The 17,060-nt window shown below is 71.4% G+C and carries 14 protein-coding genes; 8 read left to right on the forward strand and 6 right to left on the reverse strand.

Translation table 11 applies throughout. From position 1 onward, the window contains the following. Positions 1 to 221 precede the first annotated feature (221 nt). From D452_RS0100555 to D452_RS0100590, 8 genes are all read left to right on the forward strand, one after another. Positions 222 to 2,087, forward strand: a complete 1,866-nt coding sequence (locus D452_RS0100555; protein ID WP_017542234.1) for a hypothetical protein — start codon at positions 222 to 224, stop codon at positions 2,085 to 2,087. After that, positions 2,084 to 3,496 carry a ligase gene (locus D452_RS0100560; RefSeq protein ID WP_017542235.1) on the forward strand — a complete coding sequence of 471 codons (1,413 nt, stop codon included), beginning with the start codon at positions 2,084 to 2,086 and terminating at the stop codon, positions 3,494 to 3,496. Before D452_RS0100555 ends, D452_RS0100560 begins: the two co-directional genes overlap by 4 nt. Further along, the gene (locus D452_RS0100565) at positions 3,493 to 4,716 is read left to right on the forward strand and encodes a phosphotransferase (protein ID WP_017542236.1); all 1,224 of its coding nucleotides are present in this window, start codon (positions 3,493 to 3,495) and stop codon (positions 4,714 to 4,716) included. The genes D452_RS0100560 and D452_RS0100565 overlap by 4 nt, the downstream gene beginning before the upstream one ends. Before the next feature lie 122 nt (positions 4,717 to 4,838). Further along, positions 4,839 to 5,714, forward strand: a complete 876-nt coding sequence (locus D452_RS0100570; RefSeq protein ID WP_017542237.1) for a sulfotransferase family protein — start codon at positions 4,839 to 4,841, stop codon at positions 5,712 to 5,714. Further along, positions 5,684 to 7,273: a lipopolysaccharide biosynthesis protein gene (locus D452_RS0100575; protein WP_017542238.1), complete on the forward strand. Its 1,590-nt coding sequence runs from the start codon at positions 5,684 to 5,686 to the stop codon at positions 7,271 to 7,273. The genes D452_RS0100570 and D452_RS0100575 overlap by 31 nt, the downstream gene beginning before the upstream one ends. Positions 7,274 to 7,344: 71 nt before the next feature. Further along, positions 7,345 to 7,803 (forward strand): glycosyltransferase family 28 protein, encoded by a 459-nt coding sequence (locus tag D452_RS0100580; protein WP_017542239.1) that lies wholly within the window; start codon positions 7,345 to 7,347, stop codon positions 7,801 to 7,803. Next, positions 7,800 to 9,332: a glycosyltransferase gene (locus D452_RS0100585; RefSeq protein WP_017542240.1), complete on the forward strand. Its 1,533-nt coding sequence runs from the start codon at positions 7,800 to 7,802 to the stop codon at positions 9,330 to 9,332. Before D452_RS0100580 ends, D452_RS0100585 begins: the two co-directional genes overlap by 4 nt. A 400-nt stretch (positions 9,333 to 9,732) precedes the next feature. Then, on the forward strand, positions 9,733 to 10,317 hold the full coding sequence (locus tag D452_RS0100590) for a GNAT family N-acetyltransferase (protein ID WP_026128848.1): 585 nt from the start codon (positions 9,733 to 9,735) through the stop codon (positions 10,315 to 10,317). A 51-nt stretch (positions 10,318 to 10,368) separates the two neighbouring features. On the opposite strand, the gene D452_RS0100595 is transcribed toward D452_RS0100590, so the two are convergent. The 6 genes from D452_RS0100595 to D452_RS0100620 form a co-directional block, all read right to left on the reverse strand. Beyond that, on the reverse strand, positions 10,369 to 11,496 hold the full coding sequence (locus tag D452_RS0100595; protein ID WP_026128849.1) for a glycoside hydrolase family 26 protein: 1,128 nt from the start codon (positions 11,494 to 11,496) through the stop codon (positions 10,369 to 10,371). 104 nt (positions 11,497 to 11,600) lie between these two features. Beyond that, a complete protein-coding gene (locus D452_RS0100600; RefSeq protein ID WP_040692672.1) occupies positions 11,601 to 12,494 on the reverse strand; it encodes a sulfotransferase in 894 nt (297 codons plus the stop codon). Between the two features lie 204 nt (positions 12,495 to 12,698). Continuing rightward, positions 12,699 to 13,856, reverse strand: coding sequence for a S8 family peptidase (locus tag D452_RS0100605; RefSeq protein WP_017542244.1), 1,158 nt, complete (start codon positions 13,854 to 13,856; stop codon positions 12,699 to 12,701). Between the two features lie 456 nt (positions 13,857 to 14,312). Beyond that, on the reverse strand, positions 14,313 to 15,581 hold the full coding sequence (cysN, locus tag D452_RS0100610) for a sulfate adenylyltransferase subunit CysN (RefSeq protein WP_017542245.1): 1,269 nt from the start codon (positions 15,579 to 15,581) through the stop codon (positions 14,313 to 14,315). Positions 15,582 to 15,687: 106 nt separating this feature from the next. Then, positions 15,688 to 16,620, reverse strand: coding sequence for a sulfate adenylyltransferase subunit CysD (gene cysD, locus D452_RS0100615; RefSeq protein WP_017542246.1), 933 nt, complete (start codon positions 16,618 to 16,620; stop codon positions 15,688 to 15,690). A gap of 60 nt (positions 16,621 to 16,680) precedes the next feature. Beyond that, the coding region (locus tag D452_RS0100620; RefSeq protein ID WP_017542247.1) for an inositol monophosphatase family protein at positions 16,681 to 17,060 on the reverse strand (380 nt) is incomplete at its 5' end.

Genomic DNA, 17,060 nt, shown 5'->3' on the forward strand with positions numbered 1-17,060 from the left:
CTCCGTGAGGGGGCGGTGGGGTCACTCCCCATCGCCCCCTCCGTCGTTTCGGACGTGTTCGTCCGCTTAGGGGATGGATCGACCCACGTCACCACCGGTTTGAGGACATCCTGCCCTGGGAAAAGAGCGGTTTCCCAAACCACCAGACACAGCCAAAGGGATTACACTTAGTATGCAATCGTTCACTAAAAGTGGCGCCATGTCTGCGTGGAGAGGACCCGATGGACAGCGACGTCCCAGGCCCGTCCGGACCGGAACTGAAGGAGTACACCGCGCTGCTGAGGCGCCGCTGGCGCCTGGTGGGAGCCGGAGTGCTCGGCGGGCTGGTCCTGGCCACCGCCGCACTGTTCGCGGTTCCGGCGACCTACACCTCCGTGGCGGCCGTGCAGGTCCACCCGACGGGAATGGCCGAGTTCACAGGGGAGAGGTCCGGCCGCCTGACCGGCGACGTCAACCTCGACAGTGAGGCCCAGGTGGCGGTCTCCGACCAGGTCACGCGGGGCATGGCCGAGGAGCTGCCGGGCACGCCCTCCCCCGCCGACCTGCGGGAGCGGATCGACGTCACCGTCCCCTCCAACAGCAACATCCTCGAACTCCACTACTCGGCCCGATCCCCCGCAGCGGCCCGGGACGGGGCCGACGCCCTCGCCGCCGCCTATCTGGACCACCGCAGCGAGCAGGCCCGCGCGCTGATCAACGGGCGGCTGGACGCCCTGCGCGAGGAGCAGGAGGGCCTGTACGGGCGGCTCTCCGAGCTGGCCTCGGAGGGTTCCGAATCCGCACAGGTCAGCGCGGAAGCCCAGGCGGACGCGCTGCGCCAGGAGATCAGCGACCTCGGCAACGGCATCAGCCCGCTGAGCGCCCTGCTGGAGACGGTCTCGCCCGGCCAGGTGATCTCCCCGGCCGAACTGCCGGAGTCCCCCTCCTCCCCCGTGCCGCTGCTGTGGCTGGTCGCCGGTGCCGCCCTCGGTCTGATCGCCGGACTGCTCGCCGCGGTGGTCCGGGACCGCCTCGACCCGCGCGTCCACGACACGGAGGACACCGCCCGTATCGGCGCCGTCCCCGTCCTGCTGGACCTGTCCGCCGCCAGGGCCGACCGCTCCGCGCCCTCCCCCGGGCTACTCACGGACGCGGACCCCGTCGGCCAGCGCGCCAACGAGTTCGCGCACCTGGTCCGCGCCCGTCTGACCGATCCCGTGGCCACCGCCGCAACCGTTGACGACACCGACGACCGGCCCGCACCCGGGCGCGTACTCGTGGTCGCCGGGACCACCCCGGGGCGCGCGGGCACCGCCGCCGCCGTGAACCTGGCCTCCGCCCTGGCCCGGACCGGCTCCGAGACCCTGCTGGTCTGCGCCGACCCGCGGGCAGGCACCGCCGAGGAACTCCTCGACCTGCCGGAGGGCCCCGGCCTGGCCGAGGTCCTGGTGGACGGGGAGGACCCCGCCGACCTGGAGGCTCGCCCCACCGCCGTGCCGCGCCTGCGGGTGCTCCGGCACGGCCGCCCGGGAGCGGTCGCCCCGGTCCAGGGCGGCGCCGCCGAACTGGTGGAGCTGCTGCGCCCGCGCGCCGCGTTCGTGGTGGTCGTCACCGCGTCCGTGGTCGAGAGCGCCGACGCCCACGCCCTGGCCGCCTCCGCCGACCTCCTGCTGCCCGTGGTCGAGCTGGGTCGCACCCGGCGCGCCGACCTCACCGGCCTGGTCGCCGCCGGGGCGAGGTTCGGGGTGACCGTTCCTGGCGCCGTGACCGTGCCGCGCCAGCCGAACCCGGCCGCCGCGTCCACGTCCCGGAAGTCCGACGAGGCTCCCACCGACCCTGGGACCGCCGGAGTAGCGGAGTCCACCGAGGCCGCAAAGACCGCCGAAACCACCGGGGTCGCCGAGGCCACCGAGTTCGCCGGGGCCACCGAGGGCACCGAGGCCACCGAGGCCACCGAGGGCACCGAGGGCACCGAGGGCAGCGAGACTGACGGCTCCACCGAGGTTCCGGCGGGGTCCAACGGCACCAAGCCCGCCAAGGGCAAGTCCACGCCCGCGAAGAAGAAGTCGATCAAGCACAAGCCCGCACCCGCGGGGTCGCGGCCTTGACGGGCCGGGGCGCCGCCGTCGGCGGCCGATACGTGCCCGGTACGGCCTGGGAGGTCGCACCGCGACGCGGGGGCGCCCCGGTCACCGGGTCCCCGCTGGTGTGGTTGCTGGCCGGGTATCCGTTGTGGTGGGCGCTGGGGATGGGCCAGTTCGCCTACTGGCTGTTCGCCGTGCCCATGCTGGCCGAGCTGGTGCGCCGCCACCGGACGGTGGGGCTGCGGGTCCCGTCCGGTTTCTGGCTGTGGGGGCTGTTCCTGCTGTGGACGGTCCTGGGCCTGGCGCTGGTCCCGTTGGAGATGCCGGGGACGGTGCCGGAGAGCGGGGGCTACCCCGGCGCCCTGCTGCGGGTGATCAACTACCTGGTGCTCACCGTGCTGCTGCTCTACGTGGGCAACCTGACCGAGCGCGAACTACCGGTCCGCGTGGTGGTGTGGGCCCTGGCGGTGCTGTGCGTGGTGACCGTCGTCGGCGGTTACCTCGGAATGCTCGCGCCCCGGTTCGAGTTCACCGCTCCCCTGGAGTACCTGGTGCCGGGCTCCCTGTCCCAGGACCCCTACATGCAGACCCTGATCCATCCGGCGTCCGCACAGATCATGGACGTGTTCGGCGGGATCGAGTCGGCCCGGCCCAAGGCTCCCTGGGAGTACACCAACGTGTGGGGCTACATGCTGTCCCTGCTGCTGGTGTGGGTCGTGGTGGGCTGGTTCGTCCAGGGTTCGGGGTGGGCCCGGCTGGGCGCCCTGGCCGTGCTCGCCGTGTCCGTGGCCCCCGTCGTGCACTCCCTGAACCGGGCCCTGTGGGCCGGGCTGGCGCTCTCGTTGGCGTTCGGCGCGGTGCAGGCGGTGCGCCGGGGCCGCGTGGTGCTGGTCGGCGCCGGGGCGGTGGCCGTGGTCGCGGTGCTGATCGCCCTGGCCCTGTCCCCGCTCGCGGACGTCGTGCGGGCCCGCGCGGACAACCCGCACAGCGACGGCGGCCGGGCGGCGACCAACGCCGCCTCCGTCGAGGCCGCCAACCTGTCCCCGGTCAACGGGTGGGGCACCACCAGGGAGTCCCTGGGCAGCTCCGACTCCATCGCGATCGGCCCCACGGCCGAGTGTCCGGGCTGCGGCCAGCACGTGATCGGCAACGCCGGTCAGCTGTGGATCACCCTGATCTCCAGCGGCTGGGTGGGCACCGCACTGCTCTTCGGCTTCTTCGCCTGGGTGGCCTGGCGCCACCGGGCCGCGTCAACTCCGGTCGGCCAGGGAGCGCTCCTGACCGTCCTGCTTCTGTTCTGGTACATGTTCTTCTACGTCGCGCTCATGTCCCCGCTCGCCGTCACCATGATCGCCGTCGCCCTGCTCTGGCGCGGCGAGGAACCGGTGGTCCGACGCGGCGGGGCGGCGCGCACCGGCGGGGGTGCCTGGTGAACAGCGAGACCACCTATCTGACCGACCTCGCGGCGGTGCTGTGGCCCTGCGGTGGCCTGCTCGGCACCGGGGACGGAGCGGTGCGCCGCATGGCGTACCGCAACCGGGGCAACCAGTACCTCCCGGTGCCCAACGCGCACAATCCCCGGGTGATCCTGCCCGCGCACAACCGCTCAGCGGCCACGAGGGGGATCACCTCCTTCGCGCAGGGGCACTCTCTCGGCGAGCGGCTGCGGACCCTGCTGCTGACCGGCGCCTTCGCCACGGGGGTGGCGCCGCTGCTCCTGCGCGACCGACTGTTCGTGGGCGCGGGTCCGGGGATCGAGCACGCGCTCACCACGGCCCTGGACCGCGAACTGGCCATCGCGATCCACGTGGGCCCGCCGCGCGCCAACCGCAAACCGGTCCTGCTCCTGCTCACTCCGGGCGGGCGCACCATCGGCTACGCCAAGGTGGCCGTCAACGAACTCACCACGCGACTGGTGCGCGCCGAGACCGAGGCCCTGCGCCACCTCGGACAGGCGCGACTCCGGGACGTCACCGTGCCCCGTCTGCTCTACGACGGCGAGTGGAACGGGCACCCGCTGATGGTGCAGGAGGCGCTGCCCGTCGGCCATCAAACGGACCGACCCACCCGTTACCAACTACTGCGCTGCGTCACGCAGATCGTGGGGATGGACAAGGTGCGCGAGCGCCAACTCTCGGAGAGCCCGTACCTGAGGACCCTGGACGATCGCATCGCCCGGCTCGGGACCCGGCCCGAGGCCGCTCCCCTGCGCGCCGCTCTGCACCGGCTCCCCGACGTGTCCCTGCCCTTCGGGGCCTGGCACGGCGACCTGACCCGGTGGAACATCGCCAGCACCGCGCGCCGGGCCTTCGTGTGGGACTGGGAGCGACTCACCATGGACGCGCCAGCCGGTTTCGACGCCCTGCACTTCGACCTCAACGAGTGCGTGCAGGCCGGGGTGCACCCGGGGGTCCACCGGTGGCTGGACAGCGGCACCCGGCTGCTCCGCGACCCGCTGATGGCGACGTGCGGCCTACGCGAGCACGCGGTGTCCACCGTGATGGCGCTGTACCTGATCGACCTCGCCACGCGTTACCTGCACGACCGTCAGGCGGAGTCCGGCAGCGGCATGGCCGCCGTCGACGACTGGCTGCTGCCCGCGCTGGACGGACTCCAGGAGAGAGCGGCCCACGAGGCCGCCCACCCCGTCTGACGGCCGCACCGGTCCGCGCCGATCCAAGCCACGAAGAAGCAGGCCGCGCCGCCCCGCGGCTGACCGACATCAGCCCGGCCCCCGTCCCCGGACGGGGGCCGCCCACACCCAAGGAGCTCGCGATGACCCGGGCCACCTCGCCCCTGAACCGCCTGGCCGTACCGGCACGGCGGGCCCTGCTCCCGCTCGCGGACGGACTGGGCGGCGTCACCAGCGCCGCCCGGGCCGTACCCGACTTCCTCATCTGCGGGGCCCAGCGCTCGGGCACCACCTCGCTCTTCAAGGCCCTGTCCCAGCACCCGGCCGCGACCGGACCGGTCCTGCGCAAGGGCGTGCACTACTTCGACACCGGCCACCACCACGGGCCGGACTGGTACCGCTCGCACTTCCCGCTGCGCGCGTCCCTACGGCCGTGGTGGGGGCGGCCCCGGGTCCGGGTGTTCGAGTCCAGCCCCTACTACCTGTTCCACCCGCTGTCCGCCGAGCGGATCGCCAAGGAGCTGCCGGACGCGCGGATCGTGGTGATCCTGCGCGACCCCGTCGAGCGGGCCTACTCGGCGCACGCCCACGAGACCGCGCGGGGGTTCGAGACCGAGTCGTTCGCGCGCGCCCTCGAACTGGAGGAGAAGCGGCTGGACGGAGCCGAGGAACGGCTCGTGGAGGACCCCGGCCACCACTCGCACTCGCACCAGCACCACGGTTACGTGGCCCGGGGCCGCTACGCGGACCAGCTGGAGCGCATGGAGCGTGCCGTGGGGCGCGAACGCATGCACGTGGTGGACTACGCCGATCTGTTCGACGGCGGCCCCTTCGCCCTCGGCGGGATCCTGGAGTTCCTGGGCCTGCCGCCGGGGCCGGGGATCTCCCTGGGCAGGCACAACGCGCGCAAGCGCGCGGTGATGCCCGAGTCCCTGCGCGCCGACCTCACCTCGCGCTTCGCGGACAGTGACGCCCGGTTGACCGCCTGGTGGGGGCGCACCCCCTCGTGGTGCGCGTGACTCCCACCGGGACGCGTCCCGGGAACGGCCTGCGCCGGGTACTGCGCGGCGGCGCGGTGAACATGGCCGGCGCGGTGGTGAGCGCCGCGCTCAACCTGGCGCTGATCGTGGCGATCACGCGGGCGTTCTCGCAGGAGACGGCCGGGCTGCTGTTCTCGGCGACCTCCGTGTTCCTGATCATGGCGGCGGTGGCCAACGCGGGCGCCCCGGACGGGCTGGTGTACTTCATCGCGCGGATGCGGGTGTTCGGCCGCCCCGAGGCCGTGCCCGTGCTGTTGCGGCTGGCGCTGGGACCAGCGGTGTCGGCCTCCTGCGTGGTCGGGGCCGCGCTGGTGGTCTTCGCGGGGCCGCTGGCCGAGGCGCTGGGGTCGGAGGAGGCCACGGCGTACCTGTGGATGCTGGCGCTCTTCCTGCCGTTCGCCGTGCTCACGGACTCCGCGCTGGCGGCCACCCGAGCCCACCACGACATGTCCGCGACCGTCCTGGTGGACAAGGTGGGCCGCCCGCTGGCCCAGCTGGGTCTGGTGGGGATGATCGCGCTCTCCGGTTCGGCCGGGCTGCTCGCCCTGGCGTGGGCCGGTCCGTATCTCCCGGCGGCGGTGCTGGCCTGGTTCTGGCTGGGGCGGATCGTGCGCCGGGCCGCGGCGCCGGACGAGCTCCCGTCACCCGAAGCGCAGGCCCGGGACGACCGGGAGGCGCGTGACGAGCGTGACGACCGGACGGACCGGAGCGAGCGGGAGGAGCGGGACGAGCGGGTCACCCCGGCGGTGTTCTGGGCGTTCGCTCTGCCCCGCGCCCTGGGCGGGGTCGCCCAGATGGGGGTGCAGCGCGGCGGGGTGGTGATGGTGGCGCTGCTGAACGGGCTCAGCGGCGCGGCGGTCTTCACGGCCGCCACGCGGATCATGGTCGTCGGCCAGTTCGGTACCCAGGCCGTGTTGAACGCGGCCCAGCCGCGCTTCGCCGAGCTCCTGGCCTCGCGCGACCACAACGCGGTACGCGCGCTGTACCAGGCGGGGACGGCCTGGCTGGTGTGCCTGAACTGGCCGCTGTACCTGTCCGCCCTGGTGTTCGCGCCCGAGGTCATGCGGCTGTTCGGGGACGAGTACGCGGCCGGGATGGTGGCGCTGGTGATCGTGTGCGCGGGCCAGATGACCGCTCAGGTGCTGGGGATGGGCGACCTCGTCCTGACGATGACCGGGCGCACCGGTCTGAACCTGCTCAACAACGTGATGTCACTGCTGGCCAACGTGGCCGTGTGCGTGCTCCTGGTCCCCGCGTACGGGGCCGCGGGGGCGGCGGTCGCACTGGTGGCCTCCGCCATGGTCCGCAAGCTCCTGCCGCTGTGGCAGCTGCGCTCCCTGGTGGTGTTGCACCCGTTCAGCCGACCGGTGGCGGCCGCCACGTGCAGCGCGCTGGTGTGGTTCGGCGCCCTGCCGATGACGATGGACGCGGCGACCGGCGGCGGGGTTCCGGTCCTGGTCGCGGCCCTGCTGGTGGGGGCGATCGGCCACCTCGGCACGGTCTGGTGGCTGCGCGAGTCCCTCGAACCCCGGAGGTGAACCCGGTACGCCCGTCCACCGTGCCCACGACGCCCACACGCCAACACCCAGAGCAAGGGACTGATTACCGAATGTCAGAACGACCGGTTCTCCTGGTGGCCTCAAGCGGCGGCCACCTCACCCAGTTGCGGTCCCTGCGTCCCTGGTGGCGTGGGCGGGAACGAGTCTGGGTCACCTTCCGCACTCCCGACGCCGAGACCTCGCTCACCGACGAGTCCGTGTACTGGGCGCACCACCCCACCACACGTGACGTCGGCAACCTGCTGCGCAACACCCTCCTGGCGCTCCGAGTGATGCGCGCGCGGCGCCCCGCCGCCGTGGTCAGCACCGGCGCCGGGGTCGCTCTTCCGTTCTTCGTCCTGGCCTGGCTGATGCGGGTCCCCACCGTCTACATCGAGGTGTACGACCGCATCGACACCCCCACACTCACCGCCCGGCTCTGCAAGCCGTTCACCCGGCTGTACCTCGCCCAGTGGGAGGAACAGCGCTCGTTCATGCCGACCGCCATCACCGTAGGACCGCTCCTGTGACCGAACAGACCACCCGACCCACCCAGAGCCCCGAGGGCAGCGACCACCCGGACGTGGTCGTCAGCCTCGGCACCGACCACCACTCCTTCGACCGCCTGGTGCGGTGGATCGACGACTACGCCCGCCGCAACCCCGACCTGTCCGTCCTGGTCCAGCACGGACACAGCCGGGCCCCGGAGAGGGCCTCGGGCACCCCGTTCCTGTCCGGAGAGGAGTTGTCCGAGACGATGCGCTCGGCCTCCGTCGTCGTCACGCACGGCGGCCCCGGCACCATCACCCAGGCGCGGACCGCTGGCCACCTGCCTGTGGTGGTGGCCCGGGACCCCGAACTGGACGAGCACGTGGACGAGCACCAGTTGCTGTTCGTCCGCCGGGTCGAGGACGCGGGCCGGGTGCGCGCCTGCTCCACCGCCCAGCAGCTGCACGCGTTCATCGACAAGGCGCTGGAGTCCCCCGAGGACTTCCGGGTCGACCCCGCGGCCGACGACGGCCCCGACCGCGCCGCCCTGCGCGCGGGCGAGCTCATCGACCTGCTCACCGACGAGGACCGGCCCACGGACGAAGGGACGGACACGCGGCGGGGTACCGGTACCGGGGTGACGACCGAGGTGCCCGGCGACACCTGGCCCGCAGTGACCGTGGTCGTGCCCACCCGGGACCGGCCCGAACTGCTGCGCCGCACCCTGCGATCGATCGTCGAGCAGGACTACCCGGGCCGGATCACCACGATCGTGGTGTTCGACAACGACCAGCCGGACCCCTCGCTCACGCACAGCGAGGGGGACCGCCCGGTCCGCGTGGTGACCAACACGCTCACCCCGGGGCTGGCCGGGGCGCGCAACACCGGTGTGCTGGGCGCCGACACCGATCTCGTGGCCTTCTGCGACGACGACGACACCTGGATGTCCGACAAACTGCGCGCGCAGGTGCGGATCATGCGCGACGAGCCGGACACCGACATGGTGTGCTGCGGCATCCGGGTGGTCTACGACCGGGTCGAGTCCGAGCGGACCCTGGACCGGACCAGCGTCACCTTCGCCGACCTGCTGCGCTCGCGCCTGACCGAACTGCACCCGTCCACGTTCCTGATCCGGCGCCGGGCCATGATCGACGGCTGCGGCACAGTGAGCGAGGAGATCCCCGGCAGCTACGCGGAGGACTACGAACTCCTGCTGCGGCTGGCCCGGCGGGCACCGATCCGCAACATCCCCGAGCCCGGCGTGCGGGTGCTGTGGCACCGCAAGTCGTTCTTCTCGGAGCGCTGGCAGACCATCTCCACGGCGTTGCGCTGGCTGCTGGAGCGCTATCCGGAGTTCGCCCTGGTGCCGCGCGGGTACGCGCGGATCGCGGGGCAGATCGCGTTCGCCGAGGCCGCGGCCAAACGGCGCGGACAGGCGCTGGTGTGGATCGGCCGGACCCTGCGCCACCGACCGGTCGAGGCCCGCGCCCTCCTGGCGTTCCTGGTGGTGTGCGGGGTCCCGCCCGCGTGGATCCTGCGGCTGCTCCACCTGCGCGGCAAGGGGGTCTGAGGCGTGGCCCCCGGGTCGTTCCCCCGCCTCCGTATGGGGGGACGACCCGGGAGGGGCAGGCCCGGCGGAGGAAGCGGCGCCAGCGGCCCCAGCAGCCCGACGGTCCCACCAGCACCAGCAGGTGCCGGAGTCCCGGGGGTGGCCCCCAGGGTGTGGCCAGGGTGATGCTCAGCTGCGAACCGGCCAGCAGCGACGACCGGGTGCGCTCTTGCGCGCCGCGTGCGCCGACGAGCTGGTGTGCGCGGCCCTCCGCTGACGGTGGTGGCAAGGCCCCCTGGTGTCCAGGCCGTGACCCGACACAGCCGATAACCTCTCCCAAGTGCCCCGCACGGGGGCGGGGCACGCACACGACGACACGCTGGGGGACGCCATCTTCGAAGAGCACACGAACGGGGAGCACGTGATCAGGGAAGCCGACGTCGAGGACGTGGCCGGAGCCGCCGACACCCTCGCCGAGGCCTTCCGGGACTACCCCTTCACCCGACACACGATCTCCGCGGACGACCACCTCGCGCGGCTCCGCGAGTTCCAGCGGCTCTTCCTCGCCGAGGTGGGGCTTCCGCACGGCCGGGTGTGGGTGAGCGAGGACCTGGACGCCGTGGCCGTCTGGTCCACCCCGGACTCGGGCGGGGCCGAGGAGGTCATGGCCGAGATGCTGCCCACACTGGTCAACCTCGCGGGCGACCGGGCCGACTCCTACGCCTCGGCGGAGGCGGCCATGGAGGTCCACCGGCCGAAGGAACCGGTCTGGTTCCTGGGCACGGTGGGGGTGCGGACCCGGGCGCGGGGCCGGGGGCTGGGCCGGGCCGTGCTCCGCGCCGGACTGCGCGAGGCGGACGCGGCGGGCGTGCCCGCCTTCCTGGAGACCTCGACGCCGGAGAACGTCCGACTGTACGAGTCACTGGGCTTCTCCGTCACCGCCGAGTACGACCTGCCCGACGGCGGCCCGCACACATGGTCGATGTCCAGGCCCGTGGGTGGCTGAGCGCGTCGGGGCCGCCCCGGTGGTACCGGAGCGGCCCCGACCCGACCGGACTCAGTCGCGGGTCACCGCGTACTCCGCCAGGCGGCGGACACGGTCGGGCAGGTACACGTAGGGGTCCTTGCCCGCCTGCTCGAACCCGCGCCGGGCGTGCTCGTTGGCCAGGATCCGGAAGTCGCAGTCGTCTCCGACCTGGCTGTCCCAGAGCTTGACGGCGCGCACCCGCTCGTAGCGCCTGAGGACGTCCGGAACGTCCGTGTACCACTTCGTGGTCGCGCTGGGGCCGATGTCGGTGGTGCCCATCTCGCCGATCATGACCGGTTTCCCGGGGTCGATGCCGTGCTTGGGCCCCTCCTGCTGGATCCACTCGTAGGTGGGCGCCAGGGCGTCCTCGAAGGAGTCGACGTGGTCCCAGTTGTTCATCTTCTCGCAGCCGGTCATGTTGTACGCCTCCCAGCTGATCCAGTCGACGTAGTCGTTGCCGGGCCACAGGCCGGGGAGGCGGTCCAGGTTGCCGGGCCAGCCGGTCACGTTCCAGACCCAGATGACGTTGTCCGCGCCCTCCGACCGGTAGAGGTCGACGATGTGCCGCCAGGAGCTCACGAACTCCTCCGGTGTGCCCCGGTTGTTGTAGCGGGCCTTGCCGTCGGCCTCGTGGTCGAAGGTGACGAAGTAGGGCACGTCCAGTTCGGCGATGGACCGCGCCTGGGACCGCAGCGAGGAGTCGTAGCGCCCGGCGATGATGTCGCGGTAGGCGAGGTTGGGACGCCCTGGCTGGGTGAAGCCGCGGGCCTCGATGTTGGTGTGCACGAACCGGCCCTCGGCGATCATGCGCAGCTCGCGGTCACCGGGAACGTCGGGCTGGTCGATGCCGCGCCACGTGTAGACGATGTCCATCTTCCGGTCGGCCGCGGCCTCCAGCGCCTTCACGTCGTCTCCGTCGGGGCTGGCGCCCCACCAGACGCCGCAGGAGGGCTCGAGGATGTCCGAGACCGTGCAGTGGGTCTCCCGGGTGGAGGGCAGTCCGAGGAAGGACGCCGAGTTGGGGACCGGGCGGCTCTCCGGCGGCCGGTTCTCCGCCGGTTTCGCGGCGGCGGGGGGTTCGTCGCCCAGCCCCGCCAGCCCCAGCGCGAGCAGTGCCGCCCCCGCCGCCGCCCAAACTCGAACCGGTCCGCCCACCATGGTCAACCGCCCCCCAGCTATCCCGATGACAACACAGAGTGTTCGCGTAATGACCATACGTTATCTTTTGTCGACGCAACACTCTGGGAACCAGGTAGCGGACATCAGTACCCATAGCGTCCGCGTGTGGGAGCGGTGACCGCCTCCACCAGACACCGGCGCCACGGGGCCAACCCCCGCCGCCATCCGTGGTCGGCCCGAACCCCCACGGGGCCCGCCTGGAAGCGCATCGGGTTGCCGGAGACGGCGTGCCCCTCGGAGAGCTCCACCCCGCCCTCACCCAGCCGGAGCGGGGCGCCCGCGTGGCCCGCGAACGCGGCGACGCGCCCGAACTCGGCCTCGGGGTCGGCCACGAAGTCCTCGTAGCGCACCCTGAGCGTCGGGAGTCCCTGCCGGGCCAGCTCGTCCAGCGTGGAGTTCTGGGTCATCCACTGCACCGCCGATCGCCCCGCCGAGTACCGGGCCATCTCCGGTTCGGAGCTGTCCGGCGCGGCGTCCGGGCGGGCCACCCTCTTGCTCCAGGAGTGCGCCACCGCCCTGGGGTCGCGCACCACATGCAGGAGGCGCATCCTGGAGCCGTACCGCCAGCGCAGGCAGGCGGCCAGGGAGGCGTGCTTGCTGGCGTCCACGATCACCCGGGCGCCGCTGACCTCGGCGACGGCGGAGTAGAGCCGGTGGTAGAGCTCGGTGTAGCGCCCGCTCCGGGCCGCGAGGGCGCCCTCCCCCTCCGACCCCTGGAGGAGCCCCGGCAGGAACCGGGTCCGGTCGACACTGTCCTTGAGCCGCAGCACCGCATCCACGTCCAGGCGCTCCCAGCCACCGAACGCCCGCTTGCCCACGTCGCCCCAGAAACCGCAGTCGGCGAAGGGCAGCCCGCACCCGCAGCGCTCGTTCTCCACCAGCCCCCGGCGCCACAGGTGCACGATCTCACCGACGGAGCAGAACCCGGGCAGCTCACCAAGGAGGCGTTCGATCAGCGTGGACCCGGAACGGCCCATCCCGCCGACGAACACCAGACGATATCCATCCACGACCCCAGGCTATTACCTTTGGTCATGAACCCTGAACGCACAGTGACGGACTGATTCCCGCGCACGGCAACGGCCCCGGGTCGGGAGGTGTGCTCCCGGCCCGGGGCCGCGGTGTCGCCAGTCAGTTCCGGTGGGTGTGGACGCGCGGGGTCTCCACAGTCCGGTGGGTTCCTACAGACCCTCGACGTTCAGCAGCAGGTTCACGGTGCTGCTGGGAACGCCACTGAGCTTGTCCGCACCGGCGTTCTCGACGAGCCAGTCCAGGATGACGCCCTGGTCGTCGTCGCCGAGGGAGCTCTTGTACAGAGCGGCGGCGCCGGCCACGTGCGGGCTGGCCATGGAGGTGCCGGAGTAGCTGTCCGTGCCGCCACCGGGGATGGTGGACTCGACGTCGACGCCGGGGGCGTAGATGTCGACGGACGGACCGTGGTTGGAGAAGGAGGCGGTGGCGTCGGAGTCGTCGGAGGCACCGACGCTGACCACGCCCTCGGCGCCGCCCGGGGAGACGTTGCCCGCGTCCTGGCCCTCGTTGCCCGCGGCGACCGCAACGAACACGCCGGAGTCGGCCAGGGCGTTGACGGCGTCGTCGACGGCCTGTGAGGCCGGGCCGCCCAGGGACAGGTTGGCGACCGCGTTGGCGTCGGCGTTCTCGGCCACCCACTCGATGCCCGCGATGACGTCGTCGTAGGTGCCCGAACCGTCGTCGCCGAGGACCTTCACGCCGTAGAGCGAGGCGCCCGGCGCCACGCCGTAGCCGTCGGCGCCCACGGTGCCCGCGACGTGCGTGCCGTGGCCCTGACGGTCGCCGCCGTCGCCGCCGGTGGCGTCGAACCCGACCTCGGCGCGACCGCCGAAGTCCGGGTGGGAGTCGTCGATGCCGGTGTCGATGATGTAGACGGAGGTGCCGCTGCCGTCCGACTCCGTGGTGTAGGAGCCGTCCAGGGGCAGGTCCTCCTGGTCGATGCGGTCCAGGCCCCACGGGACCATGGTGGTGGCTTCACCGACCTGCTCGATGTAGGCGACGCCGTCCTGGGCGCGCAGCTCCTCGACCTCGGCGGCGCTCAGCTCGGCCGAGTAACCGTTGATGGTCTCCTCGTAGGTGTGGTTGACCTGGCTCTCCGAGATGCCGAGGGAGGCCGGGGAGACGGAGCTCGTGGTGATGGTGTCCTCAAGGACCACGAACCAGTCGCCGCTGGAGGCGGACGAGTTCGTGTACACCGGCGCGAGGTCCGAGGCGCCGGCGGTGGCGCCGCTCAGCGCCAGGGGAATGGTGAGTGCACTGACCGCGACAGCGCTGAACGCGACCCTGCGAGTGGGGTGCTTCTTCACGCGTTTCTCCTTGTGGGGGTTTCCATAGTGGGAGCACGCGCCAGGCCATAACCGTCCGTATTGGATCGATTGCGACCCTGTACGCGATTCGCACACTTTAGGCAGACTTGACCCCGGATTGCCAGAGGCTGAGAGAATTTTTCTCAAAGATCACCCTCCGCACTCCTATCCGATAGGTCAGGATCACTCCGTTCGAGGTGACACTCTGGTTGGTTCTCACACCTGGACACGGCCCTAACGCCGGGTAACTTGGACTCCTCCGGGCACACCATTGACCCTGACCCGATCGGCACCGAGGACCAGAAAAAGTACTCCCAGGATTCACACTCGGAAATGTCCGCTTAAGAAACCGGCGCACGAGGGACCCGACTCGGACCCTCCACGAGCACCACTCGGAACACGCGAAACGGGGCCGCCGAAAGGCGTGAGGAATGTTTGGCCATTCAGCGGGTACGTCTAGTCAGCTTTGACGACCATTCCGGCGCCCACCGTGGTGTTGGTGGCCTCGTCGATGAGGATGAACCCGCCGGTCTGCCGGTTCTTGGCGTACTCGTCCACGAACAGGGGCTGGGTGGAGCGCAGCCGCACCCGCCCGATCTCGTTGAGCGACAGGTGGTCCGCGCCCTCGTCGCGGTGCAGCGAGTTCACGTCCAGCCGGTACCGCAGGTCCTTGACCACCACCTTCGCGGTCCTGGTCGTGTGCTTGACGATGAGCTTGGAGCGCGGCGTGAGCTTGCGCGCGTCCGTCATCCAGCACACCATCGCCTCGATGTCCTGGGACACCGTGGGCGTGTTGTTGGGGCGGCAGATCATGTCGCCCCGGGAGATGTCGATCTCGTCCTCCAGCAGCAGGGTGACCGACATGGGCGAGAACGCCTCGGCCACCTCCCCGTCCGCCGTGCGGATCTTCGCGATCCGCGTGGACAGCCCTGAGGGCAGGTGGGTGACCTCGTCACCGGGCTTGAGGACGCCGCCCGCGAGCTGGCCCGCGTAGCCCCGGTAGTCGTGCAGTTCGGGGTCGTCCGAGCGGTGCGGCCTGATCACGTACTGCACGGGGAAGCGCGCGTCGATCAGGTTGCGGTCCGAGGCGATGTGCACGTTCTCCAGGTGGTGCAGCAGGGAACCGCCCGTGTACCAGGGCGTGTTCTCGGACTGGCTGACCACGTTGTCGCCGTGCAGCGCGGAGATCGGCACGAACGTGAGGTCGCGCGCGTCCAGCTTGGCCGCGAACTCGGAGAACTCGGACTTGATCTCCTCGAAGCGGTCCTGGGAGTAGTCGACCAGGTCCATCTTGTTCACCGCCAGCACCAGGTGCGGCACCTGGAGCAGGGTGGTGAGGAAGGCGTGGCGGCGGCTCTGCTCCTGGAGGCCCTTGCGGGCGTCCACCAGGATGATCGCGAGGTCGGCCGTGGAGGCGCCCGTGACCATGTTCCGGGTGTACTGGATGTGCCCGGGGGTGTCCGCGATGATGAAGGTGCGCTTGGGCGTGGCGAAGTAGCGGTACGCCACGTCGATGGTGATGCCCTGCTCGCGTTCGGCGCGCAGACCGTCCGTGAGCAGCGCCAGGTTGGTCTGTTCCTCGCCGCGCGCGGCGCTGGTGCGCTCCACGGCGTCGAGCTGGTCCTCGAAGATGGACTTGGAGTCGTACAGCAGGCGCCCGATCAGGGTGCTCTTGCCGTCGTCGACGGAGCCCGCCGTGGCGAACCGCAGGATGTCGTTGCTCATGGTGACTGGTCCTCTGCGCGAAGTGTGGGGCGGTCAACAACCGTGGGGACGGGAGGTACGGAGGGAATCGCTGGCCTCGGCGAAGCGGAGGCCCAAGAGGACGTGGCTAGAAGTAGCCCTCGCGCTTGCGGTCCTCCATGGCGGCCTCGCTGGCCCGGTCGTCGGCGCGGGTTTGGCCGCGCTCGGTGATCCGGGTGGCGGCGATCTCCGCGATGATGTCGTCCAGCTCCACGGCCGAGGACTTGACCGCTCCGGTGCAGGTGAGGTCGCCGACGGTGCGGTAGCGCACGGTCTCGGTGAACGGGACCTCGGTCTCGTCCCGCTGGATGAGCGGCGAGTCCGCGAGCAGGATGCCGTCGCGCTCGAACACGCTCCGCTGGTGGGCGAAGTAGATCGAGGGCAGCTCCAGCTCCTCGCGCTGGATGTACCCCCACACGTCGAGCTCGGTCCAGTTGGAGATCGGGAAGACCCGGATGTGCTCGTCCCGGTTGATCCGGGTGTTGAACACGTTCCAGAGCTCGGGGCGCTGGTTCTTGGGGTCCCACTGGCCGAACTCGTCACGGAAGGAGAAGACCCGTTCCTTGGCCCGGGCCTTCTCCTCGTCACGGCGGGCGCCCCCGAAGGCGGCCGTGAAACTGTGCTCCTCGATGGCCTCCAGCAGCGCCGAGGTCTGGAGGCGGTTGCGGCTGGCCCAGCGGCCGGTGGGCTCGGTGACCTTGCCCGCGTCGATCTGCTCCTGGACCGAGGCCACCACCAGGCGGACCCCGGCCTGGGCGACGCGCCGGTCCCGGAACTCGATGACCTCTTCGAAGTTGTGCCCGGTGTCCACGTGCATCACCGGGAAGGGCACCGGGGCGGGCCAGAAGGCCTTCTCCGCCAGGCGCAGCATCACGATGGAGTCCTTGCCGCCGGAGAAGAGCAGCACGGGCCGCTCGAACTCCGCCGCCACCTCGCGCATGATGAAGATCGCCTCGGCTTCGAGGACGTCCAGCTGGGAGAGCTGGTAGCGCCCGAGCGCCTGCTGACTCGCCTGACCCATGGAATCCGCCTTAGAAATACCGACACCCAAGTCCGGTTCCGCGGCGGTGGGTGCTGCGGTTCAGCCCCCCGCGTGCGGACCGGCGCTGTCAAGGTCCGCGCCGTCGCGGATGCTTGCCAACAACATACCCGACAATTCCGATCGGCATACAAGGATATCGGGGAGTAGCGGGTCGGACACGTTGTAGCGCAGCTGCGAGCCGTCGATCCTGGACGTGTGCAGTCCGGCGGCGCGCGCGACGGCGACCGGCGCGGCGCTGTCCCACTCGTACTGGCCGCCCGCGTGCACGTAGATGTCGGCGATCCCGAGCAGCACGGCGCAGATCTTGGCCCCCGCCGATCCCATGGGGATCACTTCGGCGCCCATCTGGGTCGCCATGCGCTGGACGAACGCCGGAGGCCGGGTCCGGCTGGCGGGGATGCGCAGCCGCTGCCCCCCCG

The organism is Nocardiopsis prasina DSM 43845 (assembly GCF_000341265.1).
GTDB lineage: Bacteria > Actinomycetota > Actinomycetes > Streptosporangiales > Streptosporangiaceae > Nocardiopsis > Nocardiopsis prasina.

Excerpts from the sequence above, each read along its gene's own strand:
- D452_RS0100600 (WP_040692672.1), bottom strand. The coding sequence starts at position 12,494 with ATGGGCCGTTCCGGGTCCACGCTGATCGAACGCCTCCTTGGTGAGCTG.
- D452_RS0100580 (WP_017542239.1), top strand. The coding sequence starts at position 7,345 with ATGTCAGAACGACCGGTTCTCCTGGTGGCCTCAAGCGGCGGCCACCTC.
- D452_RS0100570 (WP_017542237.1), top strand. The coding sequence starts at position 4,839 with ATGACCCGGGCCACCTCGCCCCTGAACCGCCTGGCCGTACCGGCACGG.
- D452_RS0100595 (WP_026128849.1), bottom strand. The coding sequence starts at position 11,496 with ATGGTGGGCGGACCGGTTCGAGTTTGGGCGGCGGCGGGGGCGGCACTG.
- D452_RS0100555 (WP_017542234.1), top strand. The coding sequence starts at position 222 with ATGGACAGCGACGTCCCAGGCCCGTCCGGACCGGAACTGAAGGAGTAC.
- cysD (WP_017542246.1), bottom strand. The coding sequence starts at position 16,620 with ATGGGTCAGGCGAGTCAGCAGGCGCTCGGGCGCTACCAGCTCTCCCAG.
- cysN (WP_017542245.1), bottom strand. The coding sequence starts at position 15,581 with ATGAGCAACGACATCCTGCGGTTCGCCACGGCGGGCTCCGTCGACGAC.